This is a genomic window from Hydrogenophaga bisanensis, from assembly GCF_042665135.1.
GTDB classification, from domain to species: Bacteria; Pseudomonadota; Gammaproteobacteria; order Burkholderiales; family Burkholderiaceae_C; genus Hydrogenophaga; species Hydrogenophaga bisanensis.
This window is the reverse complement of record NZ_JBHTBX010000005.1, coordinates 110,823-127,704: the sequence shown is the minus strand read 5'-3', so window position 1 is coordinate 127,704 and position 16,882 is coordinate 110,823. Positions and strand designations below refer to the sequence as shown.

Genomic DNA, 16,882 nt, shown 5'->3' with positions numbered 1-16,882 from the left:
CTCCAACGACGCCTCACTTCGGACGATTCAATGACTGCGATTGCTGCCTTGGGGCATGTGGCCAACTTTTTCGCCCCCGCCCTGGTGGTCGCGCTGATGCTGTCGCTGATCCCCCGCCTGCGCTGGGGAAAAACCCGCTGGAGGGGGTTCATCAAGGACACGCTCTGGCTGAGTCTGGCCGGCTTCGGGGTCCTGCTGGCGGGCCTCATCTGGTTCGGTCGAGACGGCAAGATGGCCACCTATGCCGCACTGGTGCTGGCGCAGGGCAGCATGGCCTGGTACTTGCGCCGGTCCTGACGCTCATCCATCAGGACGGATCTGCCGGTGCAAACCGGTCGACCGCATCGGTGATGATGCCGTCGGTACCCAGAGAGATCAGGCGTTGTGCCGCCCATTCGTCGTTGACCGTGTAACTCAGTTGCCGCAGGCCCATGCGGCGGGCCTCCTCCACGAGTGCCTCATCCCACAGCGCGTGGTTACACACCAGAGCCACGCATTCAAGGGACTGCGCAAAACCCTCCCATCCGCTCCACAGCGAATCCAGCAGCAAACCTCTGGGCAGGTGGGGTGCAGCGGCCTGGGCGGCCGCCAAGGCCTCGGGCCGGAACGATGTGAGCAGTGGTGGGGTAGCCGCACCGGCCCACAGGCGGGCCGCTTCGCGGGCGACCGCGGTACCGGTCTCGTGCTCCTGCCCAGGTGTGGGTTTGATTTCGATGTTCAGCAAGCAGGCGTTGGCCAGGCACCAGCGGGACAGCGCTTCCAGCGTGCAAACCGGTTCTCCGGCGAACCCTCGCGAATGCCAGCTGCCTGCATCCAGCCGTGACAACGCAGACCATGGCAGTTCTCCTGCGGTGCCGCTGCCATTGGTGGTCCGCTCCAGGGTGGCGTCGTGCAGCAGGAAGACCTGGCCGTCGGCGCTGAGCTTGGCGTCGCATTCAAACATGCGGTAGCCATGCTGCGCGCCAAGGCGAAAGGCCGCCAGGGTGTTTTCCGGGGCCAGTTTGCCGGCGCCCCGGTGGGCGATCCAGCGCGGGTAGGGCCAGGGCTTCACTGACGCCTCCCGGTCTCGGCATCGAACCAGTGCACCCTGTCTTCCCGCGGCTTGACGCTGATGGTGCTGCCCACGACGGGGGCGCCCTGGTCCTCGTGCAGGCGAATGATCAAGGGTTCGCCAGCCAGTCGGGTGTGGATCAGGCGCTCGGCACCGAGCAGCTCGACGGTCAAGACCTGGACCTGCCAACCGCCATCGGCGATGTCCAGATGCTCCGGACGGATGCCCAGCAGACTGCCCGGTCGGCCGCCTGGCACATCCTTGAGCAGGTTCATCGGGGGTGAGCCGATGAAGCTGGCCACGAACGTTGTTGCCGGGCGGGCATAGACTTCTTCCGGGGTGCCGAACTGCTCCATGTGTCCGCCGTTCATGACGATCATGCGCTGGGCCAGGGTCATGGCCTCAACCTGGTCGTGTGTCACGAACAGGCTGGTGATGCCCAGTTCCCGGTGCAGCTTCTGGATTTCCAGGCGTGTCTGTGCCCGCAGCTTGGCGTCCAGGTTGGACAGGGGTTCGTCAAACAGGAACACCTGGGGTTGGCGGACGATCGCACGCCCCATCGCCACGCGCTGGCGCTGGCCGCCCGACAGCTGTCGGGGTTTGCGTTCCAGCAGGTGCGACAGCTCGAGAATCCCGGCGGCCTTCTCCACCCGCGCGCGGATCTCGTCCTTGGGCAGTTTCTGGATTTTCAGGCCGTAGGCCATGTTGTCGAACACGCTCATGTGCGGATAGAGCGCGTAGTTCTGGAACACCATGGCGATGTCCCGCGCGGCGGGCTCCAGCCGGTTGACCACCCGGCTGCCGATGCAGATCTCGCCACCGGTGATTTCTTCCAGACCCGCGACCATCCGAAGAAGCGTGGACTTGCCGCAGCCGGACGGACCGACGATCACGATGAACTCACCATCGGCAATCTCTGCGTTGACCCCGTGGATCACCTGCAGCGACTGCTTGCCCTGGTGGTATTGCTTGACGACGTTGCGAAAGGAGAGGGATGCCATGACAGATCGGTTTATTTTTCGGTATCGACGAGGCCCTTGACGAACCACTTCTGCATCAGGATGACGACCAGGGCCGGGGGCAGCATGGCCAGCATGGCGGTGGCCATGACCACGTTCCACTCGGTGTAGGCCTCGCCCGCGATCAGGCGCTTGATGCCCAGCACGATCGGGTACATCGACTCGTCGGTGGTGACCAGCAAGGGCCACAGGTACTGGTTCCAGCCGTAGATGAACTGGATGACGAACAGCGCCGCGATCGATGTGGTCGACATGGGCAGCAGCACGTCCTTGAAGAAACGCATCGGGCCGGCACCATCGACGCGGGCTGCCTCGACCAGTTCGTCCGGCACGGTCAGGAAGAACTGCCGGAACAGGAAAGTGGCCGTGGCCGAAGCAATCAAGGGCACGGTCAGGCCTGCATAGCTGTTCAGCATGCCCAGGTTGGAGACCACCTCGTAGGTGGGGCCGATGCGCACCTCGACCGGGAGCATCAGGGTGACAAAGATCATCCAGAACACCAGATTCCGCAGGGGGAACCGGAAGTAGACGATCGCAAAGGCCGACAGCAGCGAGATGGCAATCTTGCCGATGGCGATCACCAGGGCGCTGATCAGGCTGACCAGCATCATGGGGCCGCCGGCAGGCAGCTTGCTGCCCATGCTGGTTTCTCCCCCGAAGAGCGCCAGCCGATAGCTTTCCAGGAAGTGTGAGCCAGGCAGCAGGGAAAGCGGACGGCTTTGGGCGATCTCCTGGGCCGACTGGGTCGAGGCGACCAAGGTGAGGTACACCGGGAAGGCCACGATGGCCACGCCGATGATGAGGATGGCGTGGGCCAGGATGTCGAGGAAGGGGCGTCGTTCGATCATTTGGCTGCTTTCAGTACTGCACCTTGCGCTCGACATAGCGGAACTGGATCACCGTCAGCACGATGACGATGGCCATCAGGATCACCGATTGCGCAGCCGATCCGCCCATGTCCAATGCCTTGAATCCGTCGTAGTAGACCTTGTAGACCAGGATGGCGGTGTCCTTGCCAGGACCACCTTGCGTGGCCGCATCGACGATGGCAAAGGTGTCGAAGAAGGCGTAGACAACGTTGATCACCAGCAGGAAGAAGGTGGTGGGCGAGAGCAAGGGGAACACGATGGTCCAGAAACGGTGCCAGGGCGTGGCGCCATCAATGGCGGCGGCTTCGATCAGGGAGCGGGGGATCGACTGCAGACCGGCCAGGAAGAACAGGAAGTTGTAGGAAATCTGCTTCCAGACCGCCGCCATGACGATCAGGGCCATGGCGTGCTCGCTCTTGAGCATGTGGTTCCATTCCACGCCCACCACCTGCAGTGCGTAGGCCACCACACCCATGGGGGAAGCAAACATGAACACCCAGAGCACACCGGCGACCGCGGGTGCCACGGCATAGGGCCAGATCAGCAGCGTCTTGTACAGACCGGCCCCTCGGATGACCCGGTCGGCCATCACCGCCAGCAGCAGCGCGATACTCAACCCGCAGACAGCCACCAGCACCGAGAAGATGGCGGTGGTCTTGAAGGACGCCAGGTAGGTGTCATCGTTGAACAGCCGTTCAAAGTTTTCGAGGCCCACGTATTCGGTGGAGGTGCCAAAGGCATCCTGCTGAAGCACGCTCTGGTACAGGGCTTGGGCAGCCGGCCAGAAGAAGAAGACCAGCACAATCGCCATCTGCGGGGCCACCAGCAGCCAGGGCAGCCAGGCAGACTGAAATCGGACGCGTTTTTCCATGGAGATCCATCAAAGGCAACACCGCCCGGCAGGACATTCCTCGGGCGGTGTCAAAGAAAGGCGACCCGGCGGCGCGCCGCCGGATCCATGATTACATCTTGCCTTGGTTGGCCTTCTGGAAGCGCTCCAGCTGTTCATTGCCGCGCTTCACAGCGGTGTCCAGTGCCTCTTTGGCCGACTTCTTGCCGGCCCAGACCTGCTCCAGTTCTTCATCGTTGATGGTGCGGATCTGGACGAAGTTGCCCAGACGGATGCCGCGCGACTTGTCGGTGGTCTTGCGGATCATCTGTTCCACCGAAACGTCGGTACCCGGGTTCTGCTTGTAGAAGCCGGCTTTTTCCGTCAGCTCGTAGGAGGCCTTGGTCAGCGGCAGGTAGCCGGTGCGCTGGTGACTCTTGGCCGCTTCCTCGGCCTTGGACAGGTGCGCGAAGAACTGGGCCACCCCCTTGTACTCGTTTTCCTTCTTGCCAGCCATCACCCACAGGCTGGCACCACCGATGACGGTGTTCTGGGGTGCACCGGGGACATCCGGGTAGTAGGGCAGGGTGGAGATGCCGCTCTCGAACTTGGCGTTGCGCTTGATGTTGCCGTACAGCGCCGACGAACCCGTGGTCATGGCGCATTCGCCCGAGACAAAGGTGGCGTCCGCGGCGTTGCCACGACCCTTGTACACGAACAGGCCTTGCTTGGCCATGTTGCCCAGGTTCTCGATGTGGCGCACATGCAGCGGCGAGTTGAAGCTCAGGCGGGCATCGATGCCGCGCATGCCGTTGCCCTTGGTCGCGAACTCGGTGTTGTGCCAGGCCGAGAAGCTCTCGAGCTGGGTCCAGCTGACCCAGCTGGTGGTGAACGGGCACTTGTGACCCGCGGCTTTGAGCTTGCCTGCCGCCAGCGCCACTTCGGGCCAGGTCTTCGGCGGGCTGTTGGGGTCAAGGCCGGCCGCCTTGAAGGCGTCCTTGTTGTAGTGGAACACCGTGGTCGAGCTGTTGAAGGGGAAGCTCAGCATCTGGCCATTGGGGGCGGTGTAGTAGCCAGCCACGGCGGGCACGTAGGCGTTGGCGTCGAAGGTGACGCCCGCCTTCTTCATCACTTCGCCCACGGGCACGATGGCCCCCTTGCTGGCCATCATCGTGGCGGTGCCCACCTCAAAGACCTGCAGGACGTGGGGGGCATTGCCGGCGCGGAAGGCAGCGATGGCCGCCGTCATCGACTCGTCGTAGCTGCCCTTGAAGGTGGGCACGATCTTGTACTCTTTCTGGCTGGCGTTGAAATCCTTGGCCAGGTCATTGACCCACTCGCCGAGCGCGCCTCCCATGGAGTGCCACCACTGAATCTCGGTCTGGGCCAGGGCAGAGCCCGTACCCAGGGTGCCGAGCGCGATGGCCAGGGAAATGCTGCGAAGTGAAGGAAGGCGCATGACGTGTTCTCCTGAGGTTGTTGTGCAAGCCGCGAAGCCTACGGTCTGAATGTGTCAAAAAGATTGCAACCGCGTTTATGACACATGACAACAGGGGTTTCCATAGGGCGAGTGGGCCCATGTGTCGCTGAGGTACCATCAAAGGTTCAGCGGTCCCTGCTGAGAGACTCCAGCTCCCATGAACGCCCCCACCCCACTGTCCCTGCAGGCAGCCGAGGCGGCTGACGCCCCCCGGCTTCGCGAGATCCCTTACAACTACACGTCGTTTTCGGATCGTGAGATTGTCTTGCGCCTGCTTGGCTCCCAGGCGTGGGTGCTGCTTGATGAGTTGCGCAACGAGCGCCGCACAGGCCGTTCCGCCCGCATGCTCTACGAGGTGCTGGGCGATATCTGGGTGGTGCAGCGCAATCCCTACCTGCAGGACGACCTGCTGGACAACCCCAAGCGCCGTTCGGCCCTGGTCGATGCCTTGCATCACCGTCTGGGTGAGGTCCAAAAGCGCCGGACGCCGCAGGACGACCCGGCACGTGACGCCTTGGTGGGCCAACTGCTGACCGCGGCCAGAGGGGCGGTCGAGTCGTTTGCACGCTCTTTTGAAGAGATGGCCGAACTGCGCCAGCGCACGAACAAGGTGCTGCGCAAGCTGACCGCCAAGGACAACATCAAGTTCGACGGCCTCTCGCGCGTGTCGCACGTGACCGATGCGACCGACTGGCGGGTGGAATACCCCTTCGTGGTGCTCACGCCCGACACCGAAGCCGAGATGGCCCACCTGGTCAAGGGCTGTGTCGAGCTGGGACTGACCATCATCCCGCGCGGGGGCGGCACCGGCTACACCGGGGGCGCCATCCCGCTGACCTGGAAGAGCGTGGTCATCAACACCGAGAAGCTCGAAGCGATGACCGAGGTCGAGCACGTTTCGATTCCCGGTCATGCACAGCCCGTGGCCACGGTGTGGACCGAGGCGGGTGTGGTGACGCAGCGCGTGGCCGACGCGGCCGAGCGTGCGGGCTACGTGTTCGCGGTCGATCCGACCTCAGCCGAGGCTTCGTGCGTGGGCGGCAACATTGCCATGAACGCAGGCGGCAAGAAGGCCGTGCTCTGGGGCACGGCGCTGGACAACCTGGTGAGCTGGCGCATGGTGACGCCGCAGGCCGAGTGGCTGGAGGTCACCCGCCTCGACCACAACCTGGGCAAGATCCACGACGCCGAGGTCGCCACCTTCGAGCTCAAGTACTTCGCCGCCGACGGCAAGACCCACCTGCGCACCGAGCAGCTGGCCATCCCGGGCAAGACCTTCCGCAAGGAAGGCCTGGGCAAGGATGTGACCGACAAGTTCCTGAGCGGCCTGCCGGGCATCCAGAAAGAGGGTTGCGACGGTCTGATCACCAGCGGCCGTTGGGTGGTGCACCGCATGCCCGAGCACACACGCACTGTGTGCCTGGAGTTCTTTGGCAACCCCAAGGATGGCGTGCCCTCGATCGTTGAGATCAAGGACTTCATGTTTGCCGAGCAGAAGCGCAGCGGCACCCTGCTGGCTGGCCTGGAGCACCTGGACGACCGCTACCTCAAGGCCGTGGGGTACGCCACCAAGAGCAAGCGCGGCACCCTGCCCAAGATGGTGTTGATCGGTGATATCGTCGGTGACGACGCCGACGCCGTGGCCCGCGCCACCAGCGAGGTGATCCGCCTGGCCAACGGCCGCAGCGGCGAAGGCTTCGTGGCCATCAGCTACGAGGCGCGCAAGAAATTCTGGCTCGACCGCAAGCGCACCGCCGCGATTTCCAAGCACACCAACGCCTTCAAGATCAACGAAGATGTGGTGATTCCGCTGCCGCGCATGGGTGAGTACACCCTGGGCATCGAGCGCATCAACATCGAGCTCTCGCTGCGCAACAAGCTCAAGCTGTGCGACGCGCTGGAGGCCTTCTTTGCCCGGGGCAGCCTGCCGCTGGGCAAGACCGACGACGCCAACGACCTGCCCAACGCCGAACTGCTGGAAGACCGTGTGCAACAGGCGCTGGCGCTGGTGCGCGAGGTTCGCGCCCTGTGGGCTGGCTGGCTGCGCGACGTGGACACGCTTTTCCCGCAACTGCAGGACCATACGCTGCGCGCCAGCTGGAAGACGCAGATCCGCGCCCCGCTGCAGCAGATCTTCAGCGGCGCGGCCTTCGGCCCCATCCTGGCCGAATGCAACGCGATTCACAAGCGCGTGCTCAAGGGCCGCGTCTGGGTGGCGCTGCACATGCACGCCGGTGACGGCAACGTGCATACCAACATCCCGGTCAACAGCGACGACTACGAGATGCTGCAGACCGCGCACGAGGCGGTGGCCCGCATCATGGTGCTGGCGCGCAGTCTGGACGGCGTGATCTCGGGTGAGCACGGTATCGGCATCACCAAGCTGGAGTTTCTCAGCGACGACGAGCTGAACCCGTTCGCCGAATACAAGGCCAAGGTCGACCCCGAGGGGCGTTTCAACAAGGGCAAGCTGCTGCGTGGCGCGGCGCACCAGGCGCTGGTGGCGCGCGATGCCAGCGTGCGCCAGGCCGATCTGGCCAATGCCTACACACCCTCGTTCGGCCTGATGGGTCACGAGTCGCTGATCATGCAGCAGAGCGACATCGGCGCCATCGCCGACTCGGTCAAGGACTGCCTGCGCTGTGGCAAGTGCAAGCCGGTGTGCGCCACGCACGTACCGCGTGCCAACCTGCTCTACAGCCCACGCAACAAGATCCTGGCCACCTCGCTGCTGATCGAGGCTTTCCTTTACGAAGAGCAAACGCGCCGCGGCATCAGCATCAAGCACTGGGAAGAATTCGAAGACGTGGCCGATCACTGCACCGTCTGCCACAAGTGCTACACGCCGTGCCCGGTGAAGATCGATTTCGGCGACGTGTCGATGAACATGCGCAACCTGCTGCGCAAGATGGGCCAGAAGAGCTTCCGCCCCGGCAATGCCGCGGCCATGTTCTTCCTCAATGCCACCAACCCCGAGACCATCAAGTTCATGCGCTCGGCCATGGTGGATGTGGGCTTCAAGGCCCAGCGCCTGGCCAACAAGCTGCTCAAGCCCGCGGCCCGGGCGCAGACCAGCGCGCCCCCGGCCACGCTGGGCACCGCTCCCATCAAGGAGCAGGTGATCCATTTCATCAACAAAAAGATGCCCGGCGGGCTGCCCAAGAAGACGGCCCGCGCGTTGCTGGACATCGAGGACAAGAACTACGTCCCCATCATCCGCAACCCGCAGGCCACCACCAGTGAGACCGAGGCGGTCTTCTACTTTCCGGGCTGCGGTTCGGAGCGTCTGTTCAGTCAGGTGGGCCTGGCCACGCAGGCCATGCTCTGGCACGCGGGCGTGCAGACCGTGCTGCCGCCGGGCTACCTGTGCTGCGGCTACCCTCAGCGCGGCTCGGGCCAGTTCGACAAGGCCGAGCAGATGATCACCGACAACCGGGTGCTGTTCCACCGCGTGGCCAACACGCTGAACTACCTGGACATCAAGACGGTGGTGGTCTCGTGTGGCACCTGTTATGACCAGTTGCAGGGCTACAAATTCGAGGAGATCTTCCCCGGCTGCCGCATCATCGATATTCACGAGTACCTGCTGGAGAAGGGCATCACGCTGCCGGCGGGGCAGGGCGGCTACCTGTATCACGACCCTTGCCACACGCCGATGAAGCTGCAGGACCCCATGAAGACGGTCAAGGCCCTGGTGGGCGACGCTGTGGTGAAGAGCGAGCGCTGCTGCGGGGAAAGCGGAACCCTGGGTGTGAGCCGCCCGGACATTTCCACCCAGATCCGCTTCCGCAAGGAAGAGGAGATCCGCAAGGGCGAGGCGGCCCTGCGCGCGGCCGGGACGGTCGGTGAGAAAGCCAACATCAAGATGCTGACCTCATGCCCCAGCTGTCTGCAGGGCCTATCGCGCTACACCGACGACCTGCAGAACGGCTTGCTGGAAGCCGACTACATCGTGGTCGAAATGGCGCGCCAGATCCTGGGCGAGAACTGGTTGCCCCAGTATGTGGAAAAAGCCAACCAGGGCGGCATCGAGCGCGTGCTGGTCTGAACCCTTCGGAGAACCCCATGGCAGGACTGAACAAAGACACCCCCACGCCGCAGGACATCACGGTGCACAGCGCCTCGAAGGTGCTGGAGATCGCGTTCTCTGACGGTCAGACCTTCCGCCTGCCTTTTGAGCTGCTGCGGGTCTATTCGCCCTCGGCCGAGGTCCAAGGCCATGGCCCTGGCCAGGAAACCCTTCAGACCGGCAAGCGTGACGTCACCATCGTCGAACTCGAGGCCGTGGGCAACTACGCCGTGCAGCCCAATTTCTCGGACGGTCACAGTTCGGGCATCTACTCGTGGGATTACCTCTATTTCCTCGGATCGAAGCAGGACGAGCTCTGGCAGGATTACTTCCGTCGTCTGCAGGAAGCGGGCGTCGAGCGCGATGCGCCGATGCCCGTGAAGTCAGGCCATGCCTGCGGCAGCCACTGAGCGACGACGGAGACAACGAACCATGGCGACCACCCATTTTGGCTTCAAGACGGTTGACGAGCAGGAGAAGGCCCGGCACGTGCGCAGCGTGTTCGACTCGGTTGCGCCCAAGTACGACGTGATGAATGACCTCATGTCGGCGGGTCTGCACCGGGTCTGGAAGCGCTACACCATCGATGTGGCCAATCCCCGGCCGGGCGATCAGGTGCTGGACATTGCCGGCGGTACGGGCGATCTGTCGCTGGCGTTCGCGCGTCGCGTGGGTCTGACCGGGCGCGTGGTGCACACCGACATCAATGAAGCCATGCTGCGCGAAGGGCGCAGCCGGCTGCTGGATCTTGGGGTCGTGTTGCCCACCATGGTTTGCGACGCCGAGAAACTGCCGTTTGCCGACGAGAGCTTTCACATCGTCACGGTGGCGTTTGGTTTGCGCAACATGACCCACAAGGACCAGGCCCTCGCGGAGATGCGCCGCGTCCTCAAACCGGGGGGGAAACTGCTGGTTCTGGAGTTTTCCCGGGTCGCCAAGCCGCTCGAAAAGGCTTATGACTGGTATTCCTTCAAGGTTCTGCCGCTGTTGGGGCGCTGGGTGGCGAAGGATGAGGACAGCTACCGGTATCTGGCGGAGTCCATCCGGATGCACCCTGGCCAGGAGGAATTGCGGCAGATGATGAAGACGGCGGGGTTTGGCCACGTCGACGTACACAACCTCAGCGCGGGCGTGGTCGCGCTGCACATGGGTATCAAGTGTTGATGCCCTGATTTCGGGAGGACGAGATGGCGGGCTGGATGTGGATGGTCGTGGGGCTGGCGGCCCTGGGTATCGTGGGCGTGATGGTTCTGCGCTCGCGCGCGGGTGACGCCGGCCAACGCCTTGTGGTCAGAGAAGCATCGGGCCAGTCACGCCCGGAGTCCCGCCTGCCACGCGACTACAGCCCCAAGAACGTCGGCAACGATGCCTCTGCCCGACCCTGGGAGGCCGCCGCCATCGCGCCGCAGTTCCCGATGGATGCTGGGATTGCCCATGCGGTGCCTCATGGTTTTGATGCCGACGCTTTCCTGCAATCCTCCAAGTCCAACTTCCTGAGCCTGCAGGAGGCCTGGGACCGGTCGGATGTGCCCAGTCTTCGCGCCATGATGACCGAAGGGATGCTCCACCAGATTCAGGCCCAGCTCGCCGAGCGTGAGCGCACCACGCCTGGTGCCTCTTCTCGCACCGAAGTGCTGATGCTCGACGCCCAGTTGCTGGGGGTCGAGGACCACGATCAGGACTATGTGGCCAGTGTCGAGTTCTCCGGGATGAGCCGGGAGGCAGGTGCGGCAGGGCCCAGTCCCTTCCGGGAGATCTGGAACATCACCCGACCCAAGGCCAGCGAAGGTGCCTGGCTGGTCTCCGGGGTGCAAGCACTCCAGTAAGCACGCTCTTTCCGGGTACCGCCGCTGGCGGGCGCTTTTATCCGTCAAAATCGGGGCATCATGCGAAACAACAGCCCCCGCTTTCCGTCTGGTTCCGATCGTTCCGGCTTGGCCGGAGGTCTCCAGGGCTTGATCTCTGCCTTGCAGCCACCCGAGTGGATGATCGACGAGTTGCAGAACCGGGTGGTGCTCTTCCTCAACCATGTGCTGATCCAGGAGCCGCAGGCTCAGGATCGCCTGCGTCGCCAGGTCGGCAAGCCGGTGCGGATGCAATGGGGTGAGATTCACCTGGCGCTGGCGGCCACGCCTGCCGGACTGGTCGAGCGGGTAGCACCAGAGTCCAAAACCGATCTCACCGTGACGCTCACGCAGTCCTCACCGCTGGACATCGCGCGGTCGGTGCTGTCCGGGGACAAGCCGAAGGTCGATATCCAGGGCGATGTGCAACTGGCGGCCGAAGTGGCCTGGCTGGTGGACAACGTGCGCTGGGATGTCGAAGAAGATCTGTCCCGGTTCGTCGGCGATGCGGCCGCGCACACGCTGGTGAGAGCCGCCAGCACCGCGGCACACGGACTGAGGGCTTTTGTGGGCAAGGTTTCCGGTGGATCGTCTGCGCGGCCCGATGAAGGCGCACCGGCGGCTGGCGAAAGCTCCGGGCGCCCGGCATGAGGCGCCTGTTCCGGGGTGTCTTCATCCTGTGGGTGGTGCTGCGGCACGGGCTGGATGAACTGGTGCTCTCAAGTTTCCGGCATCCGGGCATCCGGCTGGTTTCCCGTGTCGTTTCCATTGGTCGCAATCTGAATGCGCCCCGTGGACAGCGCCTGCGGGAGGCGCTGGAGAGGCTCGGCCCGATCTTCGTGAAGTTCGGACAGGTGCTGTCCACGCGTCGGGATCTGTTGCCGCCGGACATTGCCGACGAGCTGGCCCGCTTGCAGGACCGGGTTCCGGCATTCCCGACACCGGTGGCCATCGCCACCATCGAACGGGCCTTCGGCAAGCGTCTGGACGAGGTGTTCGAGCGCTTCGATCAGGTGCCGGTGGCCAGCGCCTCCATCGCACAGGTTCACTTCGCCACGCTCAAGGATCCGCGGTATGCCGGCCGCGAGGTCGCCGTCAAGGTCCTGCGGCCAAACATGCTGCCGGTGATCGAGAAGGACCTGAGCCTCATGCGCATGATGGCCGGCTGGGTGGAGACCCTCTCGGCCGACGGCAAGCGCCTGAAGCCGCGCCAGGTGGTGGCCGAATTTGACAAGTACCTGCACGACGAACTGGATCTGCTGCGCGAGGCGTCGAATGCCGCCCAGTTGCGCCGCAACATGACCGGTCTGGATCTGGTGATGATTCCGGAAATGTTCTGGGACTACTGCCGGACGGAGGTGATGGTGATGGAGCGCATGTACGGCGTTCCCATCAACCGGGTGGATGAATTGCGTGACCGTGGCGTGGATATCGCGAAGCTGGCACGGGACGGTGTCACGATTTTCTTCACCCAGGTCTTCCGCGACGGTTTCTTTCACGCCGACATGCACCCCGGCAACATCCAGGTCAGCGTTGCGCCCGAGACGTTCGGGCGCTACATCTCGCTGGATTTCGGGATTGTCGGGACCCTGACCGAGTTCGACAAGGAATACCTGGCCCAGAACTTCACCGCTTTTTTCCGGCGCGACTACAAGCGGGTGGCCGAGTTGCACATCGAGAGTGGTTGGGTGCCCCCCGAGACCCGCGTGGACGAACTGGAGTCGGCCATCCGGGCGGTGTGCGAACCCTATTTCGATCGCCCTCTCAAGGAAATTTCCCTGGGCATGGTGCTGATGAGGCTGTTCCAGACGTCCCGCCGCTTTCATGTCGAGATCCAGCCGCAACTGGTTCTCTTGCAGAAGACCCTGCTCAACATTGAAGGCCTTGGCCGTGACCTGGATCCCGAGCTCGATCTGTGGAACACTGCCAAGCCTTTCCTGGAGCGCTGGATGGCCGAGCAGATCGGTCCCCAGCGCCTGCTGCAGCAGCTCAAGGCCGAGGCGCCGCAGTACGCCAAGTTGCTCCCCGCCTTGCCCCGCTTGCTGCACGACGCCCTGGCGCAGCAGCGCAGCAGGGTGTCTGACCAGCAGCTGGAACTGCTCCTGGCCGAGCAGCGGCGCACCAACCGTCTGCTGCAAGGCATCATCTACGGCGGAATAGGCTTCCTGCTGGGCCTGATCGTGACGCAAGTGCTCGTGCGGATCCGCCTCTGGTGAGGCAGGCGCCCTTGAAGGACGCCGGGTGTGCCCGTATCTATAATGACGGGTTTTGTTCAACTTTCCGGGGCAAGCGCTGGCCGATCTGACGGGCAGGGCATGCCGTCCGGGCTTTCCTGTCGTTCACGCCATGCCGATCTATGCCTACAAGTGCGAGTCCTGCGGCCATGCCAAGGACGTCCTGCAAAAAGTCTCCGACGCGCCCCTGACCGATTGCCCGGCCTGCGGGGCGCAGACCTTCCGCAAGCAGCTGACGGCGGCCGGTTTCCAGCTCAAGGGTTCGGGCTGGTATGTCACCGATTTCCGCGGCGGGTCGGGCGGATCCTCTGCGGCGGCGGGTGCTGCTTCGGCGCCCGCAGCGGCGGCTGCCGAATCCACCCCTGCGGCGTCCGACAGCACGAGCTCATCGTCGTCGGCCGCCACCCCCTGCGGTGGCTCCTGTGCCTGTCACTGAGGCCGACCGTCCGTGATGAACGCCGTGCGCAAGTGGCTGCTGGCAGGACTTCTGGTCCTCGCACCTCTCATCATCACCCTGTGGGTGCTGGAATGGGTGGTGTCCACGCTGGACCAGACCCTGCAGGTGCTGCCTGCCGCCTGGCAGCCTGAGCGCTGGCTGGGCGTGAAGGTGCCCGGCCTGGGCGTGCTGTTTGCCTTGGGCGTGCTGCTGTCGATTGGTGCGCTGGCCTCCAACATCATCGGCAACAAGCTCGTCAACTGGTGGCATGCGCTGCTGCACCGGATTCCGGTGGTGCGGTCCATCTATTCCGGCGTCAAACAGGTATCGGATACCTTGTTTTCCGAGAAGGGCAACGCCTTTCGCAAGGCGGTGCTGCTCCAGTGGCCCCGTGAAGGTCTCTGGACCATCGGCTTTGTGACCGGTGCCCCAGGCGGCGATGTGGCCCAGTACCTCAACCCCCAGGACTTTGTCAGCGTGTACGTCCCCACCACGCCCAACCCCACGGGGGGCTACTTCGTCATGGCTCGGCGCAGCGACTGTGTCGAACTGGCCATGAGTGTTGACGAAGCCTTGACTTATGTGATTTCCATGGGTGTCATCGTGCCGTCCGGCGCCAAAGGCACCCCTTCTGTCCCATCGGCGTCCGAGTCAGCCCGGATCTGACGCCCTTCGAGAGTTCTTTCATGTCCATGCGTTCCCACTATTGCGGTCTGGTGACCGAGGCCCTGCTGGGCCAAACCGTGCAACTTTGCGGCTGGGTCAACCGCCGCCGCGACCACGGTGGCGTGATCTTCATCGACCTGCGCGACCGCGAAGGCTATGTGCAGGTGGTGTGCGATCCCGACCGCGCCGAGATGTTCAAGACCGCCGAAGACGTGCGCAACGAGTTCTGCGTGCAGGTCACCGGCCTGGTGCGCGCACGCCCCGCAGGCACCACCAACGACAAGCTCAAGAGCGGCCAGATTGAAGTGCTGTGCCACGAGCTCAAGGTGCTCAACCCCTCGGTCACGCCTCCGTTCCAGCTGGACGACGACAACCTGAGCGAAACCACGCGCCTGACGCACCGCGTGCTGGACCTGCGCCGGCCCTACATGCAGAACAACCTGATGCTGCGCTACCGCGTGGCCATGGAAGTGCGCAAGTTCCTCGACGCCAACGGCTTCATCGACATCGAAACGCCGATGCTGACCAAGAGCACGCCCGAAGGCGCGCGCGACTACCTGGTGCCCAGCCGCGTGCACGACGGCCAGTTCTTCGCGCTGCCGCAGTCGCCCCAGCTGTTCAAGCAGCTGCTGATGGTGGCCGGCTACGACCGCTACTACCAGATCACCAAGTGCTTCCGCGACGAGGACCTGCGTGCCGACCGCCAGCCCGAGTTCACCCAGATCGATATCGAGACCTCGTTCCTGACCGAGGAAGACATCCGCGCGATGTTCCAGGGCATGATCAAGACGGTGTTCCAGAACACCCTGGGCGTGGACCTGGGCGAGTTCCCCATCATGGCCTACAACGACGCCATGCACCGCTTCGGCTCCGACAAGCCCGATCTGCGCGTGAAGATGGAGTTCACCGAACTCACCGATGTCATGGCCGACGTGGACTTCAAGGTGTTCAGCGCGCCGGCGCAGATGAAGGGCGGCCGTGTGGTGGCCCTGTGCGTGCGCGGCGGCGCCGAGATGCCGCGCAGCGAGATCGACGCCTACACCGAGTTCGTCAAGATCTACGGTGCCAAGGGCTTGGCCTGGATCAAGGTCAACGAACTGGCCAAGGGCCGCGACGGCCTGCAAAGCCCGATCGTGAAGAACATCCACGACACGGCCCTGAATGAGATTCTCAAGCGCAGCGGCGCGCAGGACGGCGACATCCTGTTCTTCGGTGCCGACAAGGCCAAGATCGTCAACGACGCCATCGGCGCGCTGCGCCTGAAGATCGGGCACAGCGCCCTGGGCAAGAAGAACGGCCTGTTCGAAGACCGCTGGGCCCCGATGTGGGTGGTGGACTTCCCGATGTTCGAGTACGACGAAGAGGCCGACCGCTGGACCGCCGTGCACCACCCCTTCACCGCGCCCAAGGATGGCCACGAAGACTGGATGGTCACTGCGCCCGAGAAGTGCATCGCCAAGGGTTACGACATGGTGCTCAACGGCTGGGAAATCGGTGGCGGCTCCGTCCGTATCCACCGTGCCGACGTGCAGCAGAAGGTGTTCGATGCGCTCAAGATCACGCCCGAAGAAGCCCAGCTCAAGTTCGGCTTCCTGCTGGACGCGCTGCAGTACGGCGCGCCCCCTCACGGTGGCCTGGCCTTCGGTCTTGATCGCATCATCACCCTGATGACCGGCGCCGAGTCGATCCGCGACGTGATTGCCTTCCCCAAGACCCAGCGCGCCCAGTGCCTGCTGACCCAGGCGCCGAGCCCGGTGGACGAAAAGCAACTGCGCGAACTGCACATCCGCTTGCGAAATCCGCAACCTGCGTGAAGCTGGTTTGGGCTAGTATGGGGCGCCTGCGGGCGCCCTTTTTTTTTGTTCTTCACCGTCCGCATGACCGCCTCATTCAAGATTCCCCTGTCGGTGCTGGTGGTCGTCCACACACCGGCTTTGGAGGTCTTGCTGATCGAGCGCGCCACTGCGCCGGGGTTCTGGCAGTCGGTGACCGGGTCGCTGGATGCCAAGGACGAACCCTTCGAGGTGGCGGCGGCGCGGGAGGTGATGGAAGAAACCGGACTGGATGTGACAGCGCCAGGCCATCAACTGAGCGACTGGGGCCTTCAGAACACGTACGAGATCTATCCCGAGTGGCGACACCGTTACGCCCCTGGCGTTTGGCAGAACACAGAGCGGGTGTTTGGGTTGTGTGTGCCGGCCCCGACCACGGTCACGCTCAATCCCCGAGAGCACCGCAATCAGATGTGGTTGCCGCGCCTGGAGGCGGCAGACCTTTGCTTTTCGTTCTCAAATGCGGAGGCCATCCTGTGGCTGTCGAGGTTGGCAGATTCGTCCTGACAGATCGGGACGTGCGGCGTTTCCAACGGCCGCCGATCCCCACGAA

Annotated in this window: 16 protein-coding genes; 11 read left to right on the top strand and 5 right to left on the bottom strand. The window is 63.8% G+C overall.

The features are described 5' to 3' along the window. The first annotated feature begins 30 nt into the window (after positions 1-30). Positions 31-297 carry a hypothetical protein gene (locus ACFQNJ_RS09080; protein WP_382256298.1) on the top strand — a complete coding sequence of 89 codons (267 nt, stop codon included), beginning with the start codon at positions 31-33 and terminating at the stop codon, positions 295-297. Positions 298-307: 10 nt separating this feature from the next. Here the strand turns inward: ACFQNJ_RS09080 and ugpQ are convergent, their stop codons facing one another. The 5 genes from ugpQ to ugpB all read right to left on the bottom strand — a co-directional run bounded on the left by ugpQ (position 308) and on the right by ugpB (position 5,227). After that, the gene (ugpQ, locus tag ACFQNJ_RS09075; protein WP_382256295.1) at positions 308-1,051 is read right to left on the bottom strand and encodes a glycerophosphodiester phosphodiesterase; all 744 of its coding nucleotides are present in this window, start codon (positions 1,049-1,051) and stop codon (positions 308-310) included. Then, on the bottom strand, positions 1,048-2,052 hold the full coding sequence (locus tag ACFQNJ_RS09070; protein ID WP_382256293.1) for a sn-glycerol-3-phosphate import ATP-binding protein UgpC: 1,005 nt from the start codon (positions 2,050-2,052) through the stop codon (positions 1,048-1,050). The genes ugpQ and ACFQNJ_RS09070 overlap by 4 nt, the downstream gene beginning before the upstream one ends. A gap of 11 nt (positions 2,053-2,063) precedes the next feature. Next, positions 2,064-2,918, bottom strand: coding sequence for a sn-glycerol-3-phosphate ABC transporter permease UgpE (ugpE, locus tag ACFQNJ_RS09065; RefSeq protein ID WP_374642538.1), 855 nt, complete (start codon positions 2,916-2,918; stop codon positions 2,064-2,066). Between the two features lie 10 nt (positions 2,919-2,928). Beyond that, complete coding sequence (gene ugpA / locus ACFQNJ_RS09060) at positions 2,929-3,810, bottom strand: sn-glycerol-3-phosphate ABC transporter permease UgpA (RefSeq protein WP_382256290.1); 882 nt, start codon at positions 3,808-3,810, stop codon at positions 2,929-2,931. A 91-nt stretch (positions 3,811-3,901) separates the two neighbouring features. Then, complete coding sequence (ugpB, locus tag ACFQNJ_RS09055; RefSeq protein WP_374642542.1) at positions 3,902-5,227, bottom strand: sn-glycerol-3-phosphate ABC transporter substrate-binding protein UgpB; 1,326 nt, start codon at positions 5,225-5,227, stop codon at positions 3,902-3,904. Positions 5,228-5,405: 178 nt separating this feature from the next. Between ugpB and ACFQNJ_RS09050 the strand changes: the two genes are divergently transcribed. The 10 genes from ACFQNJ_RS09050 (at position 5,406) to nudB (ending at position 16,836) form a co-directional block, all read left to right on the top strand. After that, positions 5,406-9,296 carry a DUF3683 domain-containing protein gene (locus ACFQNJ_RS09050; RefSeq protein WP_382256286.1) on the top strand — a complete coding sequence of 1,297 codons (3,891 nt, stop codon included), beginning with the start codon at positions 5,406-5,408 and terminating at the stop codon, positions 9,294-9,296. 17 nt (positions 9,297-9,313) lie between these two features. Then, on the top strand, positions 9,314-9,727 hold the full coding sequence (locus ACFQNJ_RS09045) for a gamma-butyrobetaine hydroxylase family protein (RefSeq protein WP_382256283.1): 414 nt from the start codon (positions 9,314-9,316) through the stop codon (positions 9,725-9,727). Positions 9,728-9,749: 22 nt separating this feature from the next. Next, the gene (ubiE, locus tag ACFQNJ_RS09040) at positions 9,750-10,481 is read left to right on the top strand and encodes a bifunctional demethylmenaquinone methyltransferase/2-methoxy-6-polyprenyl-1,4-benzoquinol methylase UbiE (protein ID WP_382256280.1); all 732 of its coding nucleotides are present in this window, start codon (positions 9,750-9,752) and stop codon (positions 10,479-10,481) included. Positions 10,482-10,504: 23 nt separating this feature from the next. Beyond that, positions 10,505-11,143, top strand: coding sequence for a Tim44 domain-containing protein (locus tag ACFQNJ_RS09035; protein WP_382256278.1), 639 nt, complete (start codon positions 10,505-10,507; stop codon positions 11,141-11,143). 129 nt (positions 11,144-11,272) lie between these two features. After that, positions 11,273-11,812, top strand: a complete 540-nt coding sequence (locus tag ACFQNJ_RS09030; protein ID WP_382256275.1) for a hypothetical protein — start codon at positions 11,273-11,275, stop codon at positions 11,810-11,812. Next, a complete protein-coding gene (gene ubiB / locus ACFQNJ_RS09025) occupies positions 11,809-13,377 on the top strand; it encodes a ubiquinone biosynthesis regulatory protein kinase UbiB (RefSeq protein ID WP_382256273.1) in 1,569 nt (522 codons plus the stop codon). Before ACFQNJ_RS09030 ends, ubiB begins: the two co-directional genes overlap by 4 nt. A gap of 130 nt (positions 13,378-13,507) precedes the next feature. Then, positions 13,508-13,831, top strand: coding sequence for an FmdB family zinc ribbon protein (locus ACFQNJ_RS09020; protein ID WP_374642569.1), 324 nt, complete (start codon positions 13,508-13,510; stop codon positions 13,829-13,831). A 15-nt stretch (positions 13,832-13,846) separates the two neighbouring features. Further along, positions 13,847-14,497 carry a DUF502 domain-containing protein gene (locus ACFQNJ_RS09015; RefSeq protein WP_382256271.1) on the top strand — a complete coding sequence of 217 codons (651 nt, stop codon included), beginning with the start codon at positions 13,847-13,849 and terminating at the stop codon, positions 14,495-14,497. Between the two features lie 20 nt (positions 14,498-14,517). After that, on the top strand, positions 14,518-16,311 hold the full coding sequence (aspS, locus tag ACFQNJ_RS09010; protein WP_382256269.1) for an aspartate--tRNA ligase: 1,794 nt from the start codon (positions 14,518-14,520) through the stop codon (positions 16,309-16,311). A 63-nt stretch (positions 16,312-16,374) separates the two neighbouring features. After that, positions 16,375-16,836, top strand: a complete 462-nt coding sequence (gene nudB / locus ACFQNJ_RS09005; protein ID WP_382256267.1) for a dihydroneopterin triphosphate diphosphatase — start codon at positions 16,375-16,377, stop codon at positions 16,834-16,836. Positions 16,837-16,882 lie beyond the last annotated feature (46 nt).

Excerpts from the sequence above, each read along its gene's own strand:
- ACFQNJ_RS09080 (WP_382256298.1), top strand. The coding sequence starts at position 31 with ATGACTGCGATTGCTGCCTTGGGGCATGTGGCCAACTTTTTCGCCCCC.
- ACFQNJ_RS09070 (WP_382256293.1), bottom strand. The coding sequence starts at position 2,052 with ATGGCATCCCTCTCCTTTCGCAACGTCGTCAAGCAATACCACCAGGGC.
- ugpE (WP_374642538.1), bottom strand. The coding sequence starts at position 2,918 with ATGATCGAACGACGCCCCTTCCTCGACATCCTGGCCCACGCCATCCTC.
- ugpA (WP_382256290.1), bottom strand. The coding sequence starts at position 3,810 with ATGGAAAAACGCGTCCGATTTCAGTCTGCCTGGCTGCCCTGGCTGCTG.
- ugpB (WP_374642542.1), bottom strand. The coding sequence starts at position 5,227 with ATGCGCCTTCCTTCACTTCGCAGCATTTCCCTGGCCATCGCGCTCGGC.
- ACFQNJ_RS09050 (WP_382256286.1), top strand. The coding sequence starts at position 5,406 with ATGAACGCCCCCACCCCACTGTCCCTGCAGGCAGCCGAGGCGGCTGAC.
- ACFQNJ_RS09045 (WP_382256283.1), top strand. The coding sequence starts at position 9,314 with ATGGCAGGACTGAACAAAGACACCCCCACGCCGCAGGACATCACGGTG.
- ubiE (WP_382256280.1), top strand. The coding sequence starts at position 9,750 with ATGGCGACCACCCATTTTGGCTTCAAGACGGTTGACGAGCAGGAGAAG.
- ACFQNJ_RS09035 (WP_382256278.1), top strand. The coding sequence starts at position 10,505 with ATGGCGGGCTGGATGTGGATGGTCGTGGGGCTGGCGGCCCTGGGTATC.
- ubiB (WP_382256273.1), top strand. The coding sequence starts at position 11,809 with ATGAGGCGCCTGTTCCGGGGTGTCTTCATCCTGTGGGTGGTGCTGCGG.
- ACFQNJ_RS09020 (WP_374642569.1), top strand. The coding sequence starts at position 13,508 with ATGCCGATCTATGCCTACAAGTGCGAGTCCTGCGGCCATGCCAAGGAC.
- ACFQNJ_RS09015 (WP_382256271.1), top strand. The coding sequence starts at position 13,847 with ATGAACGCCGTGCGCAAGTGGCTGCTGGCAGGACTTCTGGTCCTCGCA.
- aspS (WP_382256269.1), top strand. The coding sequence starts at position 14,518 with ATGTCCATGCGTTCCCACTATTGCGGTCTGGTGACCGAGGCCCTGCTG.
- nudB (WP_382256267.1), top strand. The coding sequence starts at position 16,375 with ATGACCGCCTCATTCAAGATTCCCCTGTCGGTGCTGGTGGTCGTCCAC.